Source organism: Hymenobacter sp., assembly GCF_036388155.1.
Classification (GTDB): Bacteria; Bacteroidota; Bacteroidia; order Cytophagales; family Hymenobacteraceae; genus Hymenobacter.
On record NZ_DASVSI010000054.1, the window covers coordinates 1 to 21,859 of the forward strand.

Genomic DNA, 21,859 nt, shown 5'->3' on the forward strand with positions numbered 1-21,859 from the left:
CCGCGCTACTGTCCGCACTGTCCGCGAAAGCTACCTGGCACCATCCGCGCCCCGGAGACCAGACACAACGGACCTGACAAAAACACCTTGCCCGACGCCCCAGGCGCCCTATTTATTGCTGCGCGGCGGCCGGCGCCAGCATCAGCTCGCGGATGTACTTGACGGGGGCACTGCCGTAGCTGAGAAACTTCTCGTGAAAGGATTTCAGGTCGAAGTCCTTGGCTTGTTTCTGCTTCAGCTCCTCGCGCAGGGCATAAATCTCGGTGTAGCCGGTGAAGTAGCTGCTCAGCTGCACTTGGCTGAGGGTAGCGCGCAGCCACTTGCCGCGAGCCTCCGCTTCTTCCTGAAAGCCGTCGCGGCGTAGTAGAGTCACGATGTCGTTTTCGCCGGCGTTGTCCACCTGAATCATGTGGTCGATGACCGTATTCAAGGTCACGCGCATGTTCCACTTGTCCCAGAGCAGCCACATTTCGTCGGAATTGTTGCCGTAGCCGTTTTCCAGCATCATGCGCTCGGCGTACACGGCCCAGCCTTCAACCATAGCCCCGTTGCCAAAAATGCTTTTCACCAGCGAAGGCGAGCGGTTGGCGTACACCAGCTGCGTGTAGTGCCCCGGAATGGCCTCGTGAATGTTGAGAATTTGCAGGGTGTAGTCGTTGTATTCGCGCAAGTAGCTTTCGGCTTGGGCAGGCGTCCACTCGGCCGGAATCGGCTCTACGTTGTAGTAGGTGTTGGCACCCTTGTCGTAAGGACCAGGGGCCGACACGCTGGCGCCGGCGCCGCTGCCGCGCATGTAGAGGGGCGTTTCGCGCACCACCAGCGGCTTGCTGGGGTCTTGCGTGAGTAGCTTTTTATCGTTCACAAACGCTACTAGGGTCGGAATCTGTCGCTTCACGGCGGCCACGAAGCCCTCGCGCGGGGCATGCTTGAGGGTGAGCTGATTCACCACGGCCGTTATCAGGGCCAGGGTGTCGGCGGGGGCTTTTTGGCCGGCCAGGTACTTCGGGTAGAGGCGGGCGGCGCGGCGGCCCATGTCGCGCAGCAGTTCGGCTTTGTGCTTCAGGGCTTGCTCGTAGATTTCAGCGGCTGTGAAGCGCGACTGAATGTCGTAGGCAAATTTCTGCTCGTACAGCTCCTTGCCAATGCGGAACGAGCGGAACTGGGGCTTGGTCAGCACGTCGTTCTTGAGGAAATCCATGTAGCCTTGTACGGCAAGGCGGGTGCTGGCAATGCGGCTGGTGAGGGTCGTTTTCTCGGCTTCGCTCAGGCCCGACTTGCGCACCGAGTCGGCCAGCGCAGCCCCGAACACAGCCAGGCCGCCGGCATTCTGCTTGATGGCGAGTTCGGTGTGCTCGCGGGTCGGGTTGCTGATGTTGGCCTTGGCCGCGGCGTAAAACTCCGTGGCGTGGCTGATTTTGTCGGAGATATTGCGCAGGCGCCGGTCGAGGCGGTAGTAGCGGCCGTTGAGCAAGTCGCCCACCGAGGCGCCCAGGTTGTAGTTGGCCGGGTTCCACTGCCAGCTTTTGAGCGTGTCGGCGTACCAGCGCTGGGCCCGCAGCTCGTTGCGCAGCAGGCGCAAATCAATTTGGTTGTTAACCAACAGGCTGTCAAGGTCAAACGTGCCCAGCGCCGCCAGGTATTTCTGCGAGAAAGCGGCGTCGCGCTGGCGTTGTGCCGCGTTGGGAATCACCAGCAGCGAATCGTATTTGTGGTAGCCCTGTCCGGAGGCCGCGTCGGGATTTTGCCGCCACAGCGCCTCGATGAATTGCCCCTTGAAAGTATCAAACCGTGCGTCCGCGTTGGTACCGGTTTTGTCGGCGGACGAACAGCTGGCTGCGCCTAAAGCGAGCAAGGACAAGTAGCGAAATTTCATGCAGGAGAGTAAAAAAAGTGAAAAGGCTCAGCCGTTTGTTGTGTAGTGTTTACCGACGGCCGAAGTGGTTGCAAGTCAGCGAAAGCAAGCGCGACGGTCGCGTAAAGGAACGCCGCAAACCGGCCCAGTTGCAAAGCGGGCCGTAGGTTTGCACCGGCATTCCGCAAATGCGTACAAGCTCAACCTTCCCACCTAAAATTCCCACATGATTACCATGCGCATCGAACACGACTTTTTGGGCGAGCGCGCCCTGCCTGACACGGCCTACTACGGCATTCAGACCCTGCGCGCCCTGGAAAACTTTGCCATCACCGGCATTCCCATCAATGCCGAGCCGCTGTTTGTGCAGGCCCTGGCCTACGTGAAAAAGGGCGCTGCGCTGGCCAACCGCGACTTGGGCGTGCTCCCGGCGCACATTGCCGAAGCCATCGCGACGGCCTGCGACCGGGTGGCGGCCGGCGAGTTCGACAACCAGTTCCTCACCGACATGATTCAGGGCGGCGCGGGCACGTCGGTGAACATGAACGCCAACGAAGTCATTGCCAACGTGGCCCTAGAAATCATGGGGCATAAAAAGGGTGAGTACCAGTATTGCCACCCCAATAACCACGTCAACTGCTCGCAAAGCACCAACGACGCCTACCCCACCGCCTTCCGCATTACCCTGAACAACAAGCTGGTGGGCTACCGCGAAACCCTCGGCGCGCTGGCCGACGCCTTTGCCGAGAAAGGCGAGGAATTCCACGACATCCTGAAGATGGGCCGCACCCAGCTGCAGGACGCGGTGCCGATGAGCATGGGCGACGAATTCCACGCCTTTGCCACCAACCTGCGCGAGGAGCTATTGCGCATCGACGACTCGCGCCGCCTCATCGACGAAATCAACATGGGCGCCACCGCCATCGGCTCGCGGGTGAACTCGCCCACCGGCTACCCCGAATTGGTGACCGACTACCTGCGCGACATCACCGACCTGAACCTGAGCCTGGCCGGTGACTTGTTCGAAGCCACCTACGATACGGGTGCTTACGTGCAGCTCTCGGGTGTGCTCAAGCGCACGGCGGTGAAGCTCTCCAAAATCTGCAACGATTTGCGCCTGCTATCCTCTGGCCCGCGCACCGGCATCAACGAAATCAACCTGCCGCCGCTGCAGCCGGGTTCCAGCATCATGCCAGGCAAAGTGAACCCCGTGGTGCCCGAAGTGGTGAACCAGACGGCATTTTACGTCATCGGCGCCGACCTCACGGTGACCATGGCCGCCGAGGCCGGCCAGTTGCAGCTCAACGTGATGGAGCCCGTCATCAGCTTTGCGCTGTTCACCAGCATCAGCTACATGACCAATGCCTGCCGCACCCTGCGCGACAAGTGCGTGGTGGGCATCACGGCCAACAAAGCCCACGCCGAAAGCCTGGTGCGCAACAGCATCGGAATCGTCACCCAGCTCAACCCGGTCATTGGCTACGAGGCCTCGGCCGAAATTGCCAAAGAAGCCCTCAAAACCGGTAAGTCGGTACACCAGATTGCGGTGGTGGAGCTGGGACTGCTAAGCCAGAAAAAGTGGGACGAAATCTTCACGTTCGAGAACCTCATTCGACCAGTGTTTATCCAATAGCAAGCACAAACAAGAGAAAAGTGAAATAGAAGAAAGGCTCGTCAGATATGCTGACGAGCCTTTCTTCTATTTCAAAGGTAAAAAATAAGGCATGACATAAGGCATGACATAAAGCATAAAGCTAAATAATGGTCATGCCGAGCGCAGCCGAGGCATCTCGCCCGCACCGTCTGTCATCCTGAGCGCAGCGAAGGACCTTCTCACGACTGAACAATGAGCAGTATCATCAACTAATGCAACCGTGAGAAGGTCCTTCGCTCCGCTCAGGATGACAATAGATTGGATTACTGCTCCGAGCAAGATGCCTCGGCTGCGCTCGGCATGACGTTCTACCGAATTATGGCCAATGAATGGGGACTTACCGTTTTCAGCACTGGCAAGGCCTGCGTGACTTCTGCCTAACAATACCCCCGCACCCGGGTTCTCCCTCGCACTCTTTGCAAACGTACTGGTATTTGTGCCCGGCCCAGTCAGGATGAGCCTGCTTCGGCCGGGCACCGTTCCATCCCAATTCACCAGACTATCACTCTTCATGGAATACAGACAATTAGGGGCTTCCGGCCTCCAAATCCCAGTGCTCAGCTTCGGTACGGCCACTTTCGGGGGCGGCAACGATTTTTTCCGGGCCTGGGGCAACACCGACGTGGCCGAGGCCCGGCGCCTCGTGGACATTTGCCTCGAAGCCGGCGTCACGCTTTTCGACACCGCCAACGTGTACTCCCAAGGCCTGGCCGAAGAAATTTTGAGCAAGGCCCTGGAAGGCCGCCGGCAGGAAGCGTTGATTTCCACCAAAGCCACCTTCCCAATGGGCGACGGGCCCAACGATTTTGGCTCGTCGCGCCTGCACCTGCTCAAGGCCTGCGAAGACAGCCTGCGCCGGCTCAACACCGACCACATCGACATTTACCACCTCCACGGCTTCGACGCCCGCACGCCCGTGCAGGAAACCCTGCGTGCCCTCGACGACCTGGTGCAGAGCGGCAAGGTGCGCTACATCGCGTGCTCCAACTTTTCGGGCTGGCACTTGATGAAGTCGCTGTCGGTGTCGGAGCGGCACGGCTGGGCACGCTACGTGGGCCACCAGGTGTATTACTCCCTCATCAACCGCGAGTACGAGTGGGAATTGATGCCGCTGGGCCTCGACCAGGGCGTGGGCGCCATCATCTGGAGCCCGCTGGCCGGGGGGCGGCTGGGCGGACGCTACCGCCGCGGCCAGCCGGCCCCCGCCGACAGCCGCCAGCAGCAAGGCGGCGGCCAGGGCCCCGACGTGCCCGAGGAACTACTCTTCGGCATCGTGGACGTGCTGGACGAGCTGGCGCAGGAAACCGAAAAAACCGTGGCCCAGGTGGCCCTCAATTGGCTGTTGCAGCGCCCCACTGTTACCAACCTGGTATTCGGCGCCCGCAACGAGGAGCAGCTCCGCCAAAACCTGGGCGCCGTGGGCTGGAACCTGACGCCCGAGCAAGTGGCGCGCCTGGATGCCGCCAGCAACACGCCGCCCATCTATCCCTACTGGCACCAGCGCAACTTCCCCATGCTCAAGTCGTCGGTGGTGTAACTCCCAGCCCGGCTGCATGTAGCGCGGACTCCGTAGTCCGCGTCCCCGAACAAACCCCGAACAACGTTAACGGCGCGGGGACGCGGACTACAAAGTCCGCGCTACAGGGAAACGGCGCTGAAGCAAACAGCACAGCTCCACTGCGCACGCGGCGGGGCTGTTGGCTATTCTGCGCTTGGCACTTCAAGCACTGCTTAGCCTTTTGGGCACAAGCTCGGCCGGAACTTGGCCCCCTGATTATCGTTTGTTGCAAACACCCCCTTCCGGCACCCATCCTGCCCACCTCCCCTTTTCGGATTCGCCATGCCCACCCTGCAATTAGACCAAGCCGCTTTCACCAACTCCTTCGTGGATGAGCTGCGCGGCGAAGACAACCCCAACACCGGCTCGCGCCAGGTACCAGGCTACACGTATTCCCGCGTGAAGCCCACCCCCGTGGCCGACCCGCACCTGCTGGCCTGGTCCGACGACCTGGCCGCGACCCTCGGCCTCTCAAGGCCCGCCGAGCGCGGCCCCGCCGTGGACGCCCTGGCCGGCAACCGCGTGCTCGACGGCATGAAACCCTTCGCGGCCCGCTACGCCGGGCACCAGTTTGGCAACTGGGCTGGGCAGCTTGGCGATGGCCGCGCCATGTCGCTGGGCGAGCTCACCGCACCCGACGGCCGCACCTGGGAGCTGCAGCTCAAGGGGGCCGGGCCCACGCCCTACTCCCGCCGCGCCGACGGCCGGGCGGTGCTGCGCTCGTCGCTGCGCGAGTTTTTGTGCAGCGAAGCCATGCACTACCTGGGCGTGCCCACTACCCGCGCCCTCAGCCTGGTGGCGACGGGCGACCTGGTGGTGCGCGACATGTTCTACAACGGCAACCAGCGGCCCGAGCCCGGTGCCATTGTGGCGCGTGTGGCCCCCACGTTCATTCGCTTCGGCAATTTTCAGATGATGGCGGCGGCCGGCGAGATGGACAACCTGCGGGCCTTGGCCGACTACACCATTCGCCATTTCTACCCGGAGCTGGGCGAGCCGTCACCCGAAGTCTACCTGCGCTGGTACGAGGAAATTTGCCGCCGCACGGCCGTGATGGTCGCGCACTGGATGGCCGTGGGCTTTGTGCACGGCGTGATGAACACCGACAACATGTCCATCCTCGGCCTCACCATCGACTACGGCCCCTACGGCTGGCTGGAGCCCTACGACCCCGGCTGGACGCCCAACACCACCGACTTTGGCCACCGGCGCTACGCCTTTGGCCAGCAGCCCCAGGTGGCGCTGTGGAACCTGGCCCGCCTGGCCGAAGCGCTGTCGCTGCTCGTGGCCAACCCCGAGGACCTGCGCGCCGGCTTCGACGAGTACACCCGCACGCTGGCCGACACCCGTCACACCATGATGCTGCGTAAGCTGGGCCTGACCGCGCAACAACCCGAAGAAGACCGTCAGCTCCTCAACGACCTGCTCGAAGCCTTGGCCGAAGCCGAAGTGGACATGACCATTTTCTTCCGGCAGCTGTCGCACGTGGCCCCCGGCCTCATTTCGGCAGCCGAGCAGGAAGAAGCGCAGTTCACGCAACTGCTCGTCGCGGCGGCGTATGTGCCGCTGCCCAACCCCGCTTACGCGCCCTTGCTGCAGTGGCTGCCCCGCTACCTGGCCCGCCTTCGCCAGGAAAGCACGGCCCCGGAAGCCATCAAGGAATCCATGCTTGGCGCCAACCCCAAATACGTGCTGCGCAACTTCCTGGCCCAAAACGCCATCACAGCCGCCGAAAAAGACGACCTGACCTACCTGAACCGGTTGATGGAAGCACTAAAAAAGCCCTACGCCGAGCAACCCGAATTTGAAGAATTCGCCGCCAAACGGCCCGACTGGGCCTGGGACATGCCGGGCTGCGCCACGCTCTCGTGCAGCTCCTAAAGCGCCTTTATATTAGTGCTGAACGGTGGTAGAGGTGCGACACTTCGCGTTGCTGTTCAGCACGAAATTGTTCGTCAAGAGACACGAGGTCTTGTGTCTTGGCCACCGGTTTTGCGGACGGGCGTTGGGGGCTACTGCGCGGTGCGGGCGCGCAGCAGCGTGCGGGTGTGGGGCACGAAGTTGATGCGCACCCGCTGGCGGACGATGCCCACGCGCGGGTCCCAATAGTAACGCGCCGGCCGGCCCCCTTCCGAGGCGTCGGCCGGGTTGAGGACTTCCAGCAAGTCGGGGTAGGTTGGCCCGCCAAAGTTCAGCAGGGCGGTGTACTGGTAGGGCTTGAGCCCGAGCACGTAATCGGGGCGGGCGTAGTTGCGCGGCAGGATGTAGGGCAGCACGTACGCCCCGCCCTCGTCGGCCGTGCAGTTAAGCCGGAGCTCCTTGAACGAAGCCCATGCTATTTTGGACCATCATTAAATATAAAACGAAGTGCGTCATATTCTGTAATTAACGGAACCGACATGTGGCTGTCGTCTTTATAATATTTTCCCAGGCATTTCAACCCATTTTGCTTGTTCATTTCAAAATAGCTCTGCAATTTTAATATACTCCGCATGTGCATGGTCTCCTTGGTGGTATCGGTTCGTACCATGTTGATGTTCATGCCCTTTTCTGCCGTATTTGCGATGCCTAGGTAGAGAGATATGCCTTGGAAATTCCTTTTTTCTAACGCTAGTTTGGTTTCTTTTAATAAGGTTTGATTGTCCCACCACATGCTTGGGTCAATGCAGACGTAGGAATTAAATAGCCGGGTGTGATGCACGAAAATTTGCATTGCGGCAAGCCCTCCCAGCGAGTGGCCAATCAGCATCTTGTACGGCTGGGTCGGATAGCGCTGGTCAATGTAAGGCATCAATTCCTTTTCGATAAAAGCAATAAAGGGTTCGCCTCCGCCGGTCGTTTTGCTGGAGCCAGGAGCCCAGAAAGGAGGGTCGGCGGCAACGTGCGTGGGGGTTAAATCTTTTCGCCTGTCCGGGTGGAGAATGCCGACCACTATCATTTCCGGACACAGCGCATTGTAATTCGTGCTCAGGTATTGAATCATGCTGGTCGCTGCCGCAAACTGGGCGTCGGCATCGAATAGATAAACCACCGGGTACCGTTTTTTGGCCGCTTCGCCGCCAGAAGCCCCGGTGGGGACATGAACATAAAACCTTCTCTTTTCTTGCAATAGCTTGGACTGAATGCTGTCCATTTTGCCCAAGACGGTTTGATTGCCGGGCTGCGCGTCACAGTCGAAGAATAAAAAAACAGATGCAAGGAAGAGAATGAAACGCTTCATGAGATTAGCCGCTTGTTAATGGCATATAACATCCCCATTGCCGCTGCTCCTTGCAGCGTAGCCCACAAAAGCGGCTTGCACCTTGCCCAGGCTCCACTCGAAGACGCGGGCCGACGGAAAGCCAACAATGAGCAATTCGGCGATGACAAGCCTAAGAAAGACGTAACGGGTGCCGAACACAAACTCCACTAGTTCCGGCGACGAGGCGACTAGCGCTACGCCACCGGTGAGGCCCAGGCCGGCGGCCATCCAGCCATACTGTTGGGCAAAAAAACGGGACTGTATTGCGGCAGCTTCCTCGGCTGAAATTTCAATTTGCCGGGGCTCCGGTGCGGGGTAATTCTCTTCCGTGAAACGATGTTTGACGAGGGGGTAAAAATAGAATTGGGTAGGCGAAGCTACGCAACGACGCGCTCAGCAAACCTGCTTTAAGCTTGCAGCGCGCCGGGCTGCATATATTCGCCTCATGCACGCATCCGCTTATTTTATTGCCGGCGCCTTCGCCCTCATTGCTTGCTCGCAACAATCGGGCGAAACGGCGACTTCCGAGCCTTCTGGCCAGGCCACCGTGGTGCGCCAGGCCCCGGCACCCAGGCCCTTCCCCGAAACGTTTGAAGCCGGCAGCAAGGGCGCCTACGAAGAAGCCGACGAAGCGCTGGCCACCGGGGCCTGGCATTTCCGGGACGGCCTGATTGGCAGCAGCCCGCAGGACCACAAAACCGGCGAGCGCTCTGCCCGCCTTCGCAACCTGGGTCGCCTGAGCATGCGCTTCGATGCGGCCGCGGGCGTGCGCCAAATTCGCATCAGCGCGGCGGCTTACGGCACCGACGGGCCCAGCACCTGGGAGCTGTGGCTGAGCCGCGACGGCGGCCGCACCTACACCCGCACCGGGGAACCGGTGGTCACGAAAGGCCCAGCCCTGCGGCCCCACGTGTTTGCCGGCGTGGCCAGCCAGCCCATTCGATTAGAAATCCGCAAAACCAGCGGCCCCAACAATCGCCTCAACCTCGACGACATTGTGCTGGAAACCGCTACCGGGCCGGCCGTGGCGGTTGGAGCCGGCGTGACCGGCGGCTACTTCGAAGACCGCACCCCTTCCACTACCCGCACACCGACGCCTCCCCCGCAGGGCGGCACCGGCATGGCGCAGGACCCCCACGACAGCAACCTGGCCTTGGGCAACCCCAGCGGCGCCACCTCCGACCCGGCCAACGCCACCAACTACCTGTTGGTTCATCCCGAATTTACCATTGGCTACAACGCCAACCGCGGCATTCCGACCTGGGTGAGCTGGCACCTCGACCGCTCCGACCTGGGCCAGGCGCCGCGCCAAAACAACTTCCGCCCCGATGCCGCCCTGCCCCGGCAGTTCTACCAGGTGACGGCCGCCGGCTACGCCCGCTCCGGCTTCGACAAAGGCCACAACTGCCCCAGCGGCGACCGCACCGCCGACCTCGACGCCAACTCGGCCACGTTCTACATGACCAACATGGTGCCCCAAGCCCCGCAAAACAACCAGCAAACCTGGGCCCACCTCGAGGAGTACGGCCGCAGCCAGGTGCAGCGCGGCCAGGAAATCTACATCATCATGGGCAGCTACGGCCGCGGCGGCACCGGCGCCAACGGCTTCGCCCAAACCCTGGACCAGGGCCGCGTCACGGTGCCGGCCCGCATCTGGAAGGTGATGGTCATTCTGCCCGATGGCGTGAACGACCTCCAGCGCCTCGCCACCGACCCCAGCGTGCGCGTGCTGGCCATCGACACGCCCAACGACAACGCCGTGAACCCCGACTGGAAGCAGTACCTGACCTCGGTTGACAAAATCGAGGCAGCCACTGGCTTGGATTTGCTCAGTGCCCTGCCCCGGCCCGTGCAGGCGCGTCTGCAAAAGCTCGTCGACTCTGGGCAAGCGCAGTAATTTTTTGTAGCGCGGACTTTTAGTCCGCGAACCCACTAGAACTCCTGATTCAGCAGCACTTACTTAATCTCGGACTAAAAGTCCGCGCTACCGTGCACCGATTAGTAACCTGCCTTATTGCCGTCGTGTGGCTGGCCAATGGCTTGCTGTGCAAAGTCCTGCTGCTGGTGCCCCGGCACGCAGCCATCGTGGCGCGCATCCTCGGCCCCGCGCACGCCGAAGTGCTCACGACTTTGATTGGACTGGGCGAAATTGGAATGGCGGCATGGGTGGTCAGCGGCTACCGGCGCCGCTTGTGTGCGCTGGTTCAAATTGCCCTCATTCTTTCCATGAATGCGCTGGAAAGCTGGCTCGCGCCCGACCTGCTGCTGTGGGGCCGCGCCAATGCCTTTTTCGCGGTGCTGTTCTGCTTAGTCATTTACCATCATACCTTTCGGCCAGCACGCCTTTCGCCCCGCTGACCGCCTGATGCTTTCCTGGTTGAAAACCCACCCGTTTGCGGTGGAAGCTTTTTTTGAACACTCGCTGGTGCTCACCTTCGCCGTGCCGCAGGCCGAGCTGCAGGCCTTGCTCCCGCAGCCGCTCGTGGCCGATACCTTCACCGATGGCTGGGGCTTTGTGGCCGTGGCGCTGGTGCAAACGCGCGGGCTGCGCCCCAAAGGATTTCCCGCCTGGTTGGGGCACGACTTCTTTTTGATTGGCTACCGGGCGTTTGTGCGTTACCCCTCGCCCACCGGCAAGCGCCTGCGCGGCCTCTACATCCTGCGGTCTGAGACCGATAAAAAAAGCATGACCGTGCTGGGAAACCTCTTCACGCACTACCAGTACCACACCGTCGACATCGAGCAGAAGGATACGGCCGGCCGCCTGGCCATCCGGTCGCGGCAGTCCGACTTTCACGTCACGCTGGCTCCTGTGGCGCCGGAGGTCTTGTTGCCGGCCGGCTCGCCGTTTGCTACGTGGGCAGAGGCCCGTCGCTTTGCCGGTCCGCTGCCGTTCACTTTCTCGGCCGAAACGGGTTCCAACCGCGTGCTCATCGTGGAAGGGGTACGCGAGCACTGGCAACCCGAGCCGATGGCCGTCGAAAGCTGCCACGTGGGCTTCTTCCACCACTTGCCCTTTAGCAAGCTGCTATTGGCCAATGCTTTTGCCGTGCACAATGTGCCCTACCACTGGAGAAAAGGCCGCACCGAAACATGGCAGCACTAAGAAAACCGCTCCAAGGCCTGTGGAACGTCGTCCGGTTCAACTGGCATTTTTACCTGGTGGCTTTGGGCGCGGCCTTGGTGCTCGCCGCGGGCTGCGTGGCGGCGCCACCCGCCGTTCGGCACTACCTGGCGCTGGCCCTGGGCGTGGTGCTGGTGCCGGTGGTGGCCTCCCTGCTCGTAACGGCCTACGTTTACGATTTCTCCGATTTGTATCGGCTCAGCTGGCTTCCGGTCGCGCCCGTGGCCAACTCGGCCCTGCTCACCATCAACGCCGGCTTCGACGAAATCAGCCCGATGGTGGCGCAGAGCTATTCGCCCGGCTCGTTGCAGGTGCTGGACTTCTACGACCCCGCCCGCCACACCGAGGTTTCCATCGAGCGGGCGCGCCGGGCCAGCCATCCCTATCCCGGCACCCGGGCCGTCGACACGCGTGCGCCGCTGCCTTTGCCCAGCAATAGCGTTGACGTAACATTTGCCTTCCTCGCCGCGCACGAGATTCGAGATGCGCAGGAACGGGCTGGTTTCTTCCGGGAAATCGAGCGCGTTTCAAAACCCCACGGCCGCATTGTCGTGACCGAGCATTTGCGCGATGCGGCCAACTTTCTGGCCTATACCGTTGGCTTTTTGCATTTTCACTCGCGGCGCAGCTGGCTGGCCACCTTTGCACAAGCCGGGCTTTGCGTGGAGCAAGAAATAAAAGTCACGCCCTTCGTCACGTCTTTTATTCTTCGGAAAAATGGCAGTGCAGCTTAAAGCCATTGGCTTCCTGCTGGTCGTGCTGGCGTTGCTGCACGTGGGCTTCGCGCGCTACTTCAACTGGCGCCACGAGTTTGCGCCCGTGAGCCTGATAAATCGCCAGATGATGTACGTCCACACTTTTTTCGTGGCTTTTACCGTGCTGCTCATGGGGCTGCTCTGCCTCACGTCCGCGACTGAATTGGTGGGCACGCCGTTGGGGCGAAAAATCGCGCTGGGCTGCGGCATTTTTTGGACGGCTCGCTTGCTGACTCAATTTTTCGGTTACTCCGCGGTGTTATGGCAGGGCAAACGCTTCGAAACCATCATTCACGTGCTGTTTTCCGTGCTGTGGAGTTACCTCAGCATCGTCTTCTTGCTGGTTGGCTTCGGCTGGAAATAAACCGGGACAGGAGAAGCTCCTGTCCCGGTTGGCTGCTAAAAGCGACGCGTGAACGACAGGCCGGTGCCGCCCGCAGGCCCTGGGTAGTTCACCACTCCCACGGCAGTTCGGTCGGTGCTGGGCTTGCGGTGGCTGAACAAGTTCCAGGCGCCGAGGGCCAACGTGGCCGTGCCCGCGCCAATGTTGAGGTAGGACACCGTGCGCTCAGCAGCATACGATTTGGTCGGCGGCGGGCCATACGGGCCATATTGGTAAAAATTGTCGTCGACGACGTCATCGCGCAACCGCAATGCCCCCAGCACCAGCTGGCCCGCCCCGCTCAGCACGCCCGCGTAGGCCGCGCCCCGGCCCGGATTGGGCCGGTTGAACTGCGAAGCGTTGGCCGCTCCCAGCATCACGTTCACCCCGCCCCAAATGGCGGAACCCACCGCGTAGCTTCTGGGCACGGGCACTTCCACAGTTGCGGGAGTAGCTGGATAATTTATTCCGCCATACGTTGGCTGAATCAGCGCGCATTCGGCCTTGGTCAGCCCCGAGGCACGCACCCAGTCGGCCAGCGCGGGCGTGCGCATGTCGGCGATGAGGTCGTATTGATGGTCCTCATTAATGGCTTGGGCTACTGGCAAACCGGCCGTTTTGGCCACCAGAAAGCCTACCGCGCACAAGCGCCCGTCGCGGTCAATGAAGCAGGCGCGGCGTTCGCCGGGATAGTCGTAGTTGCGCGGAAACACGCCCGCCACCCAGTAGCTGTGCAGCAAATCGAGCACCTGCGCGCGCCGCTTTGCCAGGGCTGGGCGGAGGCCCGCGGTGGGGTGCTCGCGGAGCTGGTGCTCGGCATACGCCAAGTGAGCTTGCACCCGCTCGTCGTCGTTGGTGGCCACGGTGGGCGCGTGGCCGGTGGCGGCCACGTAGCCGGCATTGCCCACCAGCACATTCACCTGGTCGGTGGCGACGGGGGTGGCGGGTTGGTGTTGGCAAGCGGCAAGGCTCAGGCCAAACAGCAGGAAGGCATGCAGTTTTTTCATGGGAATGGAAGACTGAAACGCAGGATTTGCCCCACGTTTCTGCCTGACCGGCCACTTCGCATTGCGGTTGCACATAATGCTGCAAAAATCTCTCGCTATGCCGCCCCCAACGGCTGGCTTACTCCCGGCTGGCAGCCAGAAAACGGCTGACTTCCCACACGTATTTGTCGCCGTACAGAGCATTGGTGAGCACGGACATGCCTTCCAGGTGGCCGCCTTCAAAGGAAAGCACCTGCCGCCGCTGCCGGCGCCTGGCCACGCGCGCCACCGCCACCGAATCGGCCAGCGGGGTGTTGAGGTCGGCGCTGCCGGCCACCAGCAGCCACGGGCAATTCACGCGGCGCGCCAGCCGCGCGTAGTCGGCAGCTTCGGCGGGCAGGGTCACCACTCGCTGACGGCGCTGCAGCTGGTCGGCCACCAACCGCTGCGGACTGGCCACGTAGCCTTCCGAAATAAAGAAGTCGCACCGCGAAGTGGCGGCTACTTCCAACCCCATGATGGTGCCCATCGAGAAGGCCATGATTCCGGTGCGATTGCGCGGAAAACGCCGGCGGGCATCGTTCAGCGCCGTGCGCAAGTCGTTGGAAAACTCGTGGTAGTACAGGCGTTGCGGGTCCAGGGCCACGTCGGCACTGTGCCCGAAGCCGCGGTAGTCGAACAGGTACACGCGGTAGCCGCTGCGGGCCAGCGCCTGCGTCTGATGCAGCCACTGCGACATGTTGCCGGCGTCGCCGTAGGCCAGCACCAGGGTGGTGTGGCGGTCGGGTACGTCAGCCGCGGGCTCCACCACCCAACTCGTCAACTGCACGTGGTCGGGCGTGGTTAAGGTCACCGTCTGATAAGTCAGCCCCATGGCATCGGGCGTGGCAATCCACACTTTGCTGGGCTTTAAGGCCGAAGCGCCAACAGCTTGAATCAGTAACCAGGCAAGCAGTAGACAACGCTTCATACCGTTCCGCAATCTTCTCCCGGCCACCGGCGACCGTTGTGCTTGGCCATAGACCCACGAGCAAGAGGTTCGTTGCAGAGCTAAACAATATTTCTGCCCGCCCCACGGCCCTGAGCCGCCAAAGCACGGGCCAACCGGAAGCCCCCGCCGCGGGGCCAAGCGCCCCAGGCCGGGTGCCCCAGCTGCGCGGCCGCCTCGTCGCCGTAGAGGAACGTGAGCAGCGTGGCTGAATCCGTGGCATCACGGACGAGGTCATAGCGAGCCAACATGTTGCGCATGTCGCTGGCTGGCATTGGCTCGGCAAGCCCTAATTGCTCGGTCACGAATTGCTCCTGGGCCAAGTGCTCGGCCACCGTTTTCAGGCGGGGATGCCGCGCTTGGTAGCGCGTGCGCCACGCCTGCGCCAGCGTGCGACGTCGCACCAAATCAGCCGTATACGCCTCACTGGCCCAAAAGACTGGTGTGCAAAACCTACGCTGCAGCAGTGGCCGCAACTGAAATTTGTTGGCGTAATCCGTGGTGTACCGGTTGGTCCAGCCGCCTTGTAAGTCGTCCGCCAAATTCAAAGCGACCTGAAAAATGGGCTCATCCGCCGCGGCACCGGCGGCGTTGAGTTTCTGCAGCGTCTCGGCGGCTATTGCCTCGGCGCCCAGCGACATCAGCTCGTGCAGTTTGGCCACCAACGGCTGTTTGGCCATGGGATTGTAATGCATCACCGGCACGGCCAAATCGGCCTGGGTGTTTCCATTCAGCAGTGCCAGATAGGCATCGAACCGCGCCCGGTCGCGGGGCTTCTCGTACAGCGCCGACATAGCCTCCAGCACGGGCAGCACTTCAAAGGGCATTATTTCTTGGCTTAAAGCAGTCCTTGGGTGGGGCTCAGGTTTCCGTCAGCACCGTTTTGAAGCCGGCCAGGGTGCCGTCGGTGGTGCGGCCCAGGGCGTAAGCGTGCACCTCGGGCCCGGTGCCCACGCGGTACACCTGCGTGTTGTCCATTTCTTGCTTCATGAACATCTGCAGGGCCTTGTAGCGGTTGGACAGGCTCACGTCGCCCAGCACCCCATCGTCGGCCGTGTGGTTGCGCAGAAACTGTGTCAGCTCCATTTTCTCCACTTTGGCATCGGCGGGCTCGCCCACTGATTCGAGCAAGGCTTTGTTGGTCAGCTCACCGCCTGGCGCTGCGTAAGCCACGGCTTCCAGCGGCGCATCCGACTCGCTCATAAAATGCAAGCCCTTGATGGCATCTGCCAGCGGGGCTGGCACGGCCGCTCCGGCGGTGCGGCGGGCGCTGGCCTGGTCTCCGGCTGGCTCGGGCAAGCCGCTCCCGCCTTCCACTTTTGCGGCAATGGCGGCGGCAAGCTCCTGCATGCGTGCCTCGGGCACTTTGATTTTTGGGTTGGCAAAGTTCATGTCCGCCACCTTCTGCATGGGAATGAGGTGAATGTGAGCGTGCGGCACTTCCAGCCCAATTACGGCCACGCCAACGCGCTTGCTCGGCACGGCGGCCTTCACGGCTTTGGCCACGCGCTGCGCAAACACGTGCAGTGCCGCCAGCTCATTGTCGGGCAAGTCGAAGATGTAGTCCACTTCCTTCTTGGGAATGACCAGGGTGTGCCCTTCCACCAGCGGCGTGATGTCGAGGAAAGCCAGGTGCTTGCCGTCCTCGGCCACTTTATAAGCCGGCAATTCACCGGAAACGATGCGCGAAAAAATGGAAGCCATGGGCGTTGGTTGTTGGTTTTTGGTTGTCAGTTGCTCGTTGTCAGTTGTTAAACCTTCGTGGGCACCATAATGCAGGGCATGCTGGCCGTTGTCCGTTGCCAGCGCAAGTAAATACGGAGGAGTTGCCCGGCCGGCTGCCAAGTGGCCCATACGCAAAAAGGGCAGCACCTCGCGGCACTGCCCTAACAACTGACAACGAGCAACTGACAACCAAACCGCTTAGCGGCTGATTTCCAATATCTGAAATTGCAGCTTGCCGGCCGGCACCACGATTTCGGCCGTGTCGCCCACCGATTTACCCAGCAGGCCTTTGCCAATGGGCGACTTTACCGAGATTTTACCGGCGGCCAGGTTGGCTTCTTCCTCGGCCACCAGGGTGTAGTCGAGCACCATGTTATTCTTCAGGTTCTTCAGCTTCACCTTGCTCATGATGAGGGCCTTGCTGAAGTCCATGTTGGTTTCGTCGATGACGCGGGCATTGCCCACCACTTCTTCCAGCTTGGAGATTTTCAGCTCCAACAAGCCCTGGGCGTCCTTGGCAGCGTCGTACTCGGCGTTCTCGCTCAAGTCGCCTTTGTCGCGCGCTTCGCGCAGGTCCTCGGCCGCTTTGGCACGGCCCCGGACTTTGAGGTCCTGGAGTTCGTCCTTGAGTTTTTGCAGGCCCTCGGGGGTGTAATAATTGATGGTGGCCATGGGAGTTTTGCAGCTGGGCGGGTTTGGGTAAAAAACAAGAAGAACGGCTGGCACTGCCAACCGTTCTCCCTCATTAGGTTCTGGACAAAGATACACAAAACCGGCTAGCTCCCCACGTTCCCGGCCCCCGCGCCGGCCCGAAACGCCCGAATCTTCTCCACCAGCACTTCGTTGATGCGGGCGTAGCTCTGGTGCGTCCAGCCGCCAATGTGGGGCGACAGCACGACGTTGGGAGCCTGCCGCAAGACTTCGAACGTGGCCTGCTGGCTGGCACTGAGCTGCCCCAGTTTCTCATTGTCGAGCACGTCGAGCGCCGCCCCGCGCACCTGCCCCGCCTGCAGGCCGTGCTGCAGCGCTGCGTGGTCCAGCACCTCACCCCGCGCCGTGTTCAGTAGCCAAAACGGTTGGGGAAACCCCGCCATCAGCGCCGCGTTCACAAAATGGTGGTTGGCGGCGGAGTACGGGATGTGCAGGCTCAGCACCTGGGCCCGGGCCTGCAGTTCGGCCAAGCTTACCAGCGTGGCGTATTCGTCGGAGCCGATGGCGGGGTTGCTGTCGTGGGCCAGCACCGTGCAGCCAAAACCGCTCAAGCGGCGGGCAAATGCCTTTCCCATGTGCCCATAACCCAGAATGCCGATGGTTTTGCCGCCCACTTCCTCCCCGCGGTTGGCTTCGCGCTGCCACTGGCCGGCGCGCACTTCGCGGTCGGCGCGGGCAATGTTCCGAAACAATGCCAGCAGCAGCCCCAGGGTGTATTCGCCCACGGCATCGCGGTTGCCCTCCGGCGCATTTAGCAAGGAAATGCCCGCTGCGCTCATGGCCGCTACGTCGATGTTGTCGGTTCCGGCGCCCGCGCGGGCCACGTACCGAAGCTGCGGCCCGTGCGCCAGTAATTCGGCCGTTACCCGCAGCTTGCTGCGCACCATCATTCCCTCGTAGGGAAAAGCAGCCAGGGCGGCCGGCACCTCGCCTGGTGTAAGGGTTGGGCAATAGTTGATGCGCACCCCGATGGCAGCCAGCATGGGCTCCAACGAAGCATGCATCTCATCCACTACCAGGCACACGGCCTCGGTGCCGATGGGCGGCGGGGCACAACTTGTCGGCGCCAAGCCTTGAGTCGGGTTCATATATGGTTGCAAGGGTTACTCGGCGATATCATCCGGGGACAAATCGGGCAATTGAGCGCTCAAGCCCGAATTGTGCTGGGCAATGCGCTGCGTCAGGGCCACAAAATCGGCCACTCCCAGCTGCTCAGCCCGTTTTTCGAATATGGGGTCAGTCGTCGCTTCCGCTGGCAGGCCAAAGGGCTTCAGCGCGTTTCGCAGCGTTTTGCGGCGCGTCTGAAAAGCCTGCTTCACCACCCGGAAGAACAGTTTTTCGTCACAGTCCAGCCGTTCGGTTTCGTTGCGCGTGAGCCGCACCACCGCCGACTCAACCTTGGGCGGCGGCACAAACACGTGCGGCGGCACCGTAAATAGGTACTCTATCTTATAATAGGCCTGCAGCAGCACACTCAGAATGCCGTAGGTTTTAGAGCCGGGCGGTTCGGCCAGGCGTTGGGCTACTTCTTTTTGAATCATGCCCACCACCTCGCGCACCTGCTGCCGGTTGGCCAGCACCTGGAAAAAAATCTGGCTGCTGATGTTGTAGGGAAAGTTACCGATGATGGCGAGCGGCTGCCCCGGAAACATGGCGTCCAGGTTCTGCCGCAAAAAATCGGTGGCGTAAATGCGGTTTCCCAAAGCCGGGTAATGCGCTTTCAGATACGCTACCGACTCGGTGTCGATTTCCACCACGCTAGTCTGGTAGGCCGGATTCTGCAACAAGTATTGCGTGAGCACACCCATCCCGGGCCCAATCTCCAGCACTTCTTTCACTTCGTTGGGCAGTTGCAAGGCCGCCACAATGTTCCGGGCAATGTTAGGGTCGGCCAGAAAGTGCTGGCCCAGATGTTTTTTGGGGCGAACGGATTGCATACTGAATGCGGCGCAAATTGAGCAGAAGGAAACCAACACGGTAGGCGAGCCCTGCGGCTACGTTACCTTGCGGGCTCAAATCTACGTCCTTCACTCCCGCTCATGTCCTTAGCTCTTGCCCTGGCAGCCACCGCCCCGGCCCAATCGACGCATGTATTCATCCTCGACCACGGCACTACCGCCCTTCCCGAAGCCGCCACCGGTGACCTCTCGGCCGAGGCGCAACAGTACGTTAGCACGGCCCTGGCCGACGAGCAGAAGCTCGTTCACCTCAACCACTTCACGCATCACCACTACTTCGTGGTGCTGGTCGACAAGCCCACTCCCGGCCAAGTAGGCGAAGCCCTGCGCCGCGCCGGCCACACGCTGCACGGCCAGCTCAAAACCGAAAAAGTAGCCGAAGTATTCATCCACAACCTGACCGGACGCGCTGATGCCGCCCTGCTCTTGGCCGAAGGCTTGGCACTGAGTGCTTACAAATTCGAGGGCTATAAAACGGACGCCAAGTCGCGCAAAAAGGCTACTCTCACCACCGTTTCCGTGGTTGGCGAGGCCGCTACACCAGAAGCAATTGCGCAGTTAGAGGGCTTATTACAAGGCGTGCGTCTGGCTCGCGACCTAGTAAATGCGCCGCTCAATAAGCTCAATGCCATCCAGCTGGCCGAAAGCATTGCCACGGCCGGGGACGAAGCCGGTTTCACAACCGACATTCTCGACCTACCCAAAATTGAAGCACTCCGCATGGGCGGCCTGCTGGCGGTCAACCTGGGTTCGCCCGAGCCGCCCACCTTCAGTATTTTGGAGTGGAAGCCCGAAGGCGCCCAAAACACCAAGCCCTACGTGTTGGTGGGCAAGGGCGTGGTGTTCGACACCGGCGGCCTCAGCCTCAAGCCCACGCCCAACAGCATGGACATGATGAAGTGCGACATGGCTGGCGGGGCGGCAGTGGCCGGCACCCTCTACGCCCTGGCCAAAAACAATGTCCCACTGCACGTAATCGGCCTAGTTCCGGCCACCGACAATCGCCCCGGCGGACTGGCCTACGCGCCCGGCGACGTCATTACCATGCACAGCGGGCTGACGGCAGAAGTAAAAAACACTGATGCCGAAGGCCGCCTCCTACTTGCCGATGCGCTGAGCTTCGCGAAGAAGTACAACCCCGAGTTGGTCATCGACCTGGCTACCCTCACCGGCGCTGCCGTGCGGGCCCTGGGCACCGAGGCCTCGGCCGTTTTGGGTACCGCCGAAGCCGCGACCTTGCAGGAGCTCGCCGCGGCGGGCTATGCTGTGCACGAGCGCCTCGTAGAATTCCCCCTGTGGGACGAGTACGCCGACCACATCAAGTCCGACATCGCCGACCTAAGCAACCTGGGCAAAGGGGAAGCCGGCCACATTTCCGCCGCAAAATTCCTGGAGCGTTTTGCTGAAGGCTACCCCTGGATTCACCTGGACATTGCCGGGCCGGCCTACCTGACCGCCGCCGAAAGCTACCGCGGCAAAGGCGGCACCGGCGTGGGCGTGCGCTTGCTCTACGAGTTCCTGACTAAACGTTTAGAGAAGGTATAGTAATGACAGTTACGCTAAACCTTCCTGATTATTCCCCTGAAACAGGTCTTTCTACGGATTGGGAAACCGGATTTAGTGTCTCGACTTCGGGGACTGCAAACTGCTTTCATTTGAGTGCAAACAAAGCCGGTTTAATCTCTCTAGCAACTCATTTAATGGCGCTTGCTCAAGACGATGTCCCAACGGGCTGTCATATCCATTACGATGAGTTGAATTCATTGGAAGACAATTCAATCGAGTTAGTCATCCAGAAAACGGACTAAAACCCCATGCCCCAACACCTCCCGCGCCTCGGCTTTTCCGTTGGCGACCTCGCCGGTATCGGCCCCGAAGTCATCTACAAAACGCTGCTCGATGAGCGCCTGCTGAAAATCTGTACGCCCGTCATTTACGGCACTGCCACGGCCCTTTTCGACGATTTTCCTACTGCCCCCGACGCTGAGCACCTCACCTTTCGGCAGCTGCGCGACGCCGCCGATATTGCACCCGGCCGCCTAAACGCCGTGACGTGCTGGGAGGAAGATTTTGCCCTGGCTCCCGGCCAGCCCTCGCCGGCTACCGGCCAAGCGGCGCGCGAAAGCCTCCTCGCCGCCAGCCGCGACCTCAAAGCGGGCAAGCTAGATGCCCTCGTTACGGCTCCTATCAGTAAGGACAATACTCAAGCCGACGACTTCCGCTACCCCGGCCACACCGAGTTCCTAACCAGCTTCTTTGAGGCACCCGAAAGCCTCATGTTCTTGGTTGACGAAGGCCTGCGCATTGCCACCGTTACCGGCCACATGCCCCTGAAGGACGTGCCCTCTCGGCTCACGCCAGACTTGCTGCGCACCAAAATCAACTTGCTGCTCGCCTCGCTGAAGAAGGACTTCGGCATTCTCAAGCCACGTATTGCGGTACTGGGGCTCAACCCCCACGCCGGCGAAAACGGTCTGCTAGGCAGTGAAGAAAACGACTTGGTGAATCCCATAATCCAGCAGTTTGCGCAAGACGGCCACCTAGTATTCGGCCCTTTCCCCGCCGATGGGTACTTCGGCACCCAGCAGTTCCGGCAGTTCGACGCCACGCTCGCCCTCTACCACGACCAAGGCCTAATTCCCTTCAAACTGATGGCTTTTGAACGGGGAGTGAATTTTACAGCAGGCCTTCCGGTTGTGCGCACTTCCCCCGACCACGGTACTGCCTACGGCTTGGCGGGCCAGTACAAGGCCAGCGAGGCTTCGTTTCGGGCGGCGGTGTACACGGCCTGCGAAGTGTGGCGCGAACGTCAGCGGGGTGCCGAACCCCGGTCCGCCCGCTAGTTCAGTCCGCATAATGGGCCACTCAAGCTTGGCCACCCACGTATACAGACAAGCAGCGGGAGTTAATACCACCTGATGCTCA

General features: G+C 61.3%; 22 protein-coding genes. 11 read left to right on the plus strand and 11 right to left on the minus strand.

Annotated elements, in window-relative coordinates; translation table 11 throughout:
• Positions 1-112 precede the first annotated feature (112 nt).
• Positions 113-1,873 carry a DUF885 domain-containing protein gene (locus tag VF629_RS07630; RefSeq protein WP_331057872.1) on the minus strand — a complete coding sequence of 587 codons (1,761 nt, stop codon included), beginning with the start codon at positions 1,871-1,873 and terminating at the stop codon, positions 113-115.
• 205 nt (positions 1,874-2,078) lie between these two features.
• Between VF629_RS07630 and aspA the strand changes: the two genes are divergently transcribed.
• The 3 genes from aspA to VF629_RS07645 all read left to right on the plus strand — a co-directional run bounded on the left by aspA (position 2,079) and on the right by VF629_RS07645 (position 6,945).
• Complete coding sequence (gene aspA / locus VF629_RS07635) at positions 2,079-3,485, plus strand: aspartate ammonia-lyase (protein WP_331057873.1); 1,407 nt, start codon at positions 2,079-2,081, stop codon at positions 3,483-3,485.
• 532 nt (positions 3,486-4,017) lie between these two features.
• Positions 4,018-5,043, plus strand: coding sequence for an aldo/keto reductase (locus tag VF629_RS07640; RefSeq protein WP_331057874.1), 1,026 nt, complete (start codon positions 4,018-4,020; stop codon positions 5,041-5,043).
• 303 nt (positions 5,044-5,346) lie between these two features.
• Positions 5,347-6,945, plus strand: a complete 1,599-nt coding sequence (locus tag VF629_RS07645; RefSeq protein WP_331057875.1) for a protein adenylyltransferase SelO — start codon at positions 5,347-5,349, stop codon at positions 6,943-6,945.
• A gap of 131 nt (positions 6,946-7,076) precedes the next feature.
• Here the strand turns inward: VF629_RS07645 and VF629_RS07650 are convergent, their stop codons facing one another.
• From VF629_RS07650 to VF629_RS07660, 3 genes are read right to left on the minus strand one after another with little or no spacing between them, the layout of a single operon-like run.
• Positions 7,077-7,340, minus strand: coding sequence for a hypothetical protein (locus tag VF629_RS07650; RefSeq protein WP_331057876.1), 264 nt, complete (start codon positions 7,338-7,340; stop codon positions 7,077-7,079).
• 59 nt (positions 7,341-7,399) lie between these two features.
• Entirely contained in the window at positions 7,400-8,284 is an 885-nt protein-coding gene (locus tag VF629_RS07655; protein WP_331057877.1) for an alpha/beta hydrolase, read from the minus strand.
• A 15-nt stretch (positions 8,285-8,299) separates the two neighbouring features.
• Positions 8,300-8,533, minus strand: a complete 234-nt coding sequence (locus tag VF629_RS07660) for a hypothetical protein (protein ID WP_331057878.1) — start codon at positions 8,531-8,533, stop codon at positions 8,300-8,302.
• Positions 8,534-8,750: 217 nt separating this feature from the next.
• Here VF629_RS07660 and VF629_RS07665 point away from each other — a divergent pair, with 217 nt between their 5' ends.
• The 5 genes from VF629_RS07665 to VF629_RS07685 all read left to right on the plus strand — a co-directional run bounded on the left by VF629_RS07665 (position 8,751) and on the right by VF629_RS07685 (position 12,548).
• Positions 8,751-10,202: a DNA/RNA non-specific endonuclease gene (locus VF629_RS07665; RefSeq protein ID WP_331057879.1), complete on the plus strand. Its 1,452-nt coding sequence runs from the start codon at positions 8,751-8,753 to the stop codon at positions 10,200-10,202.
• Positions 10,203-10,327: 125 nt separating this feature from the next.
• Positions 10,328-10,663: a DoxX-like family protein gene (locus tag VF629_RS07670; RefSeq protein ID WP_331057880.1), complete on the plus strand. Its 336-nt coding sequence runs from the start codon at positions 10,328-10,330 to the stop codon at positions 10,661-10,663.
• A gap of 7 nt (positions 10,664-10,670) precedes the next feature.
• Positions 10,671-11,411 carry a DUF2071 domain-containing protein gene (locus tag VF629_RS07675; RefSeq protein ID WP_331057881.1) on the plus strand — a complete coding sequence of 247 codons (741 nt, stop codon included), beginning with the start codon at positions 10,671-10,673 and terminating at the stop codon, positions 11,409-11,411.
• Entirely contained in the window at positions 11,399-12,163 is a 765-nt protein-coding gene (locus tag VF629_RS07680) for a class I SAM-dependent methyltransferase (RefSeq protein ID WP_331057882.1), read from the plus strand. The genes VF629_RS07675 and VF629_RS07680 overlap by 13 nt, the downstream gene beginning before the upstream one ends.
• The gene (locus VF629_RS07685; RefSeq protein WP_331057883.1) at positions 12,147-12,548 is read left to right on the plus strand and encodes a hypothetical protein; all 402 of its coding nucleotides are present in this window, start codon (positions 12,147-12,149) and stop codon (positions 12,546-12,548) included. The genes VF629_RS07680 and VF629_RS07685 overlap by 17 nt, the downstream gene beginning before the upstream one ends.
• A gap of 35 nt (positions 12,549-12,583) precedes the next feature.
• On the opposite strand, the gene VF629_RS07690 is transcribed toward VF629_RS07685, so the two are convergent.
• From VF629_RS07690 to rsmA, 7 genes are all read right to left on the minus strand, one after another.
• Positions 12,584-13,573, minus strand: coding sequence for a hypothetical protein (locus VF629_RS07690; protein ID WP_331057884.1), 990 nt, complete (start codon positions 13,571-13,573; stop codon positions 12,584-12,586).
• A 118-nt stretch (positions 13,574-13,691) separates the two neighbouring features.
• Positions 13,692-14,522 carry an alpha/beta hydrolase family protein gene (locus VF629_RS07695; protein WP_331057885.1) on the minus strand — a complete coding sequence of 277 codons (831 nt, stop codon included), beginning with the start codon at positions 14,520-14,522 and terminating at the stop codon, positions 13,692-13,694.
• A gap of 80 nt (positions 14,523-14,602) precedes the next feature.
• Complete coding sequence (locus VF629_RS07700; protein WP_331057886.1) at positions 14,603-15,367, minus strand: hypothetical protein; 765 nt, start codon at positions 15,365-15,367, stop codon at positions 14,603-14,605.
• A gap of 34 nt (positions 15,368-15,401) precedes the next feature.
• Positions 15,402-16,244 carry a nuclease A inhibitor family protein gene (locus VF629_RS07705; RefSeq protein WP_331057887.1) on the minus strand — a complete coding sequence of 281 codons (843 nt, stop codon included), beginning with the start codon at positions 16,242-16,244 and terminating at the stop codon, positions 15,402-15,404.
• 219 nt (positions 16,245-16,463) lie between these two features.
• Positions 16,464-16,937 carry a transcription elongation factor GreA gene (greA, locus tag VF629_RS07710; protein WP_331057888.1) on the minus strand — a complete coding sequence of 158 codons (474 nt, stop codon included), beginning with the start codon at positions 16,935-16,937 and terminating at the stop codon, positions 16,464-16,466.
• Positions 16,938-17,041: 104 nt separating this feature from the next.
• Positions 17,042-18,064, minus strand: a complete 1,023-nt coding sequence (locus VF629_RS07715) for an NAD(P)-dependent oxidoreductase (RefSeq protein ID WP_331057889.1) — start codon at positions 18,062-18,064, stop codon at positions 17,042-17,044.
• A gap of 15 nt (positions 18,065-18,079) precedes the next feature.
• Positions 18,080-18,913, minus strand: coding sequence for a 16S rRNA (adenine(1518)-N(6)/adenine(1519)-N(6))-dimethyltransferase RsmA (gene rsmA, locus VF629_RS07720; RefSeq protein WP_331057890.1), 834 nt, complete (start codon positions 18,911-18,913; stop codon positions 18,080-18,082).
• A 102-nt stretch (positions 18,914-19,015) separates the two neighbouring features.
• On the opposite strand from rsmA, the gene VF629_RS07725 reads away from it, so the two are divergent.
• From VF629_RS07725 to pdxA, 3 genes are read left to right on the plus strand one after another with little or no spacing between them, the layout of a single operon-like run.
• A complete protein-coding gene (locus VF629_RS07725; protein WP_331057891.1) occupies positions 19,016-20,479 on the plus strand; it encodes a leucyl aminopeptidase in 1,464 nt (487 codons plus the stop codon).
• Between the two features lie 2 nt (positions 20,480-20,481).
• Complete coding sequence (locus tag VF629_RS25880; RefSeq protein ID WP_422653716.1) at positions 20,482-20,742, plus strand: Imm32 family immunity protein; 261 nt, start codon at positions 20,482-20,484, stop codon at positions 20,740-20,742.
• A gap of 6 nt (positions 20,743-20,748) precedes the next feature.
• A complete protein-coding gene (gene pdxA, locus VF629_RS07730; RefSeq protein WP_331057892.1) occupies positions 20,749-21,777 on the plus strand; it encodes a 4-hydroxythreonine-4-phosphate dehydrogenase PdxA in 1,029 nt (342 codons plus the stop codon).
• The last annotated feature ends 82 nt before the right edge of the window (positions 21,778-21,859 follow it).

Bases quoted from the DNA above. Each gene is read 5' to 3' on its own strand.
- VF629_RS07630 (WP_331057872.1), bottom strand. From the start codon at position 1,873: ATGAAATTTCGCTACTTGTCCTTGCTCGCTTTAGGCGCAGCCAGCTGT.
- aspA (WP_331057873.1), top strand. From the start codon at position 2,079: ATGATTACCATGCGCATCGAACACGACTTTTTGGGCGAGCGCGCCCTG.
- VF629_RS07640 (WP_331057874.1), top strand. From the start codon at position 4,018: ATGGAATACAGACAATTAGGGGCTTCCGGCCTCCAAATCCCAGTGCTC.
- VF629_RS07645 (WP_331057875.1), top strand. From the start codon at position 5,347: ATGCCCACCCTGCAATTAGACCAAGCCGCTTTCACCAACTCCTTCGTG.
- VF629_RS07655 (WP_331057877.1), bottom strand. From the start codon at position 8,284: ATGAAGCGTTTCATTCTCTTCCTTGCATCTGTTTTTTTATTCTTCGAC.
- VF629_RS07660 (WP_331057878.1), bottom strand. From the start codon at position 8,533: ATGGCCGCCGGCCTGGGCCTCACCGGTGGCGTAGCGCTAGTCGCCTCG.
- VF629_RS07665 (WP_331057879.1), top strand. From the start codon at position 8,751: ATGCACGCATCCGCTTATTTTATTGCCGGCGCCTTCGCCCTCATTGCT.
- VF629_RS07675 (WP_331057881.1), top strand. From the start codon at position 10,671: ATGCTTTCCTGGTTGAAAACCCACCCGTTTGCGGTGGAAGCTTTTTTT.
- VF629_RS07680 (WP_331057882.1), top strand. From the start codon at position 11,399: ATGGCAGCACTAAGAAAACCGCTCCAAGGCCTGTGGAACGTCGTCCGG.
- VF629_RS07685 (WP_331057883.1), top strand. From the start codon at position 12,147: ATGGCAGTGCAGCTTAAAGCCATTGGCTTCCTGCTGGTCGTGCTGGCG.
- VF629_RS07690 (WP_331057884.1), bottom strand. From the start codon at position 13,573: ATGAAAAAACTGCATGCCTTCCTGCTGTTTGGCCTGAGCCTTGCCGCT.
- VF629_RS07695 (WP_331057885.1), bottom strand. From the start codon at position 14,522: ATGAAGCGTTGTCTACTGCTTGCCTGGTTACTGATTCAAGCTGTTGGC.
- VF629_RS07700 (WP_331057886.1), bottom strand. From the start codon at position 15,367: ATGCCCTTTGAAGTGCTGCCCGTGCTGGAGGCTATGTCGGCGCTGTAC.
- VF629_RS07705 (WP_331057887.1), bottom strand. From the start codon at position 16,244: ATGGCTTCCATTTTTTCGCGCATCGTTTCCGGTGAATTGCCGGCTTAT.
- greA (WP_331057888.1), bottom strand. From the start codon at position 16,937: ATGGCCACCATCAATTATTACACCCCCGAGGGCCTGCAAAAACTCAAG.
- VF629_RS07715 (WP_331057889.1), bottom strand. From the start codon at position 18,064: ATGAACCCGACTCAAGGCTTGGCGCCGACAAGTTGTGCCCCGCCGCCC.
- rsmA (WP_331057890.1), bottom strand. From the start codon at position 18,913: ATGCAATCCGTTCGCCCCAAAAAACATCTGGGCCAGCACTTTCTGGCC.
- VF629_RS07725 (WP_331057891.1), top strand. From the start codon at position 19,016: ATGTCCTTAGCTCTTGCCCTGGCAGCCACCGCCCCGGCCCAATCGACG.
- VF629_RS25880 (WP_422653716.1), top strand. From the start codon at position 20,482: ATGACAGTTACGCTAAACCTTCCTGATTATTCCCCTGAAACAGGTCTT.
- pdxA (WP_331057892.1), top strand. From the start codon at position 20,749: ATGCCCCAACACCTCCCGCGCCTCGGCTTTTCCGTTGGCGACCTCGCC.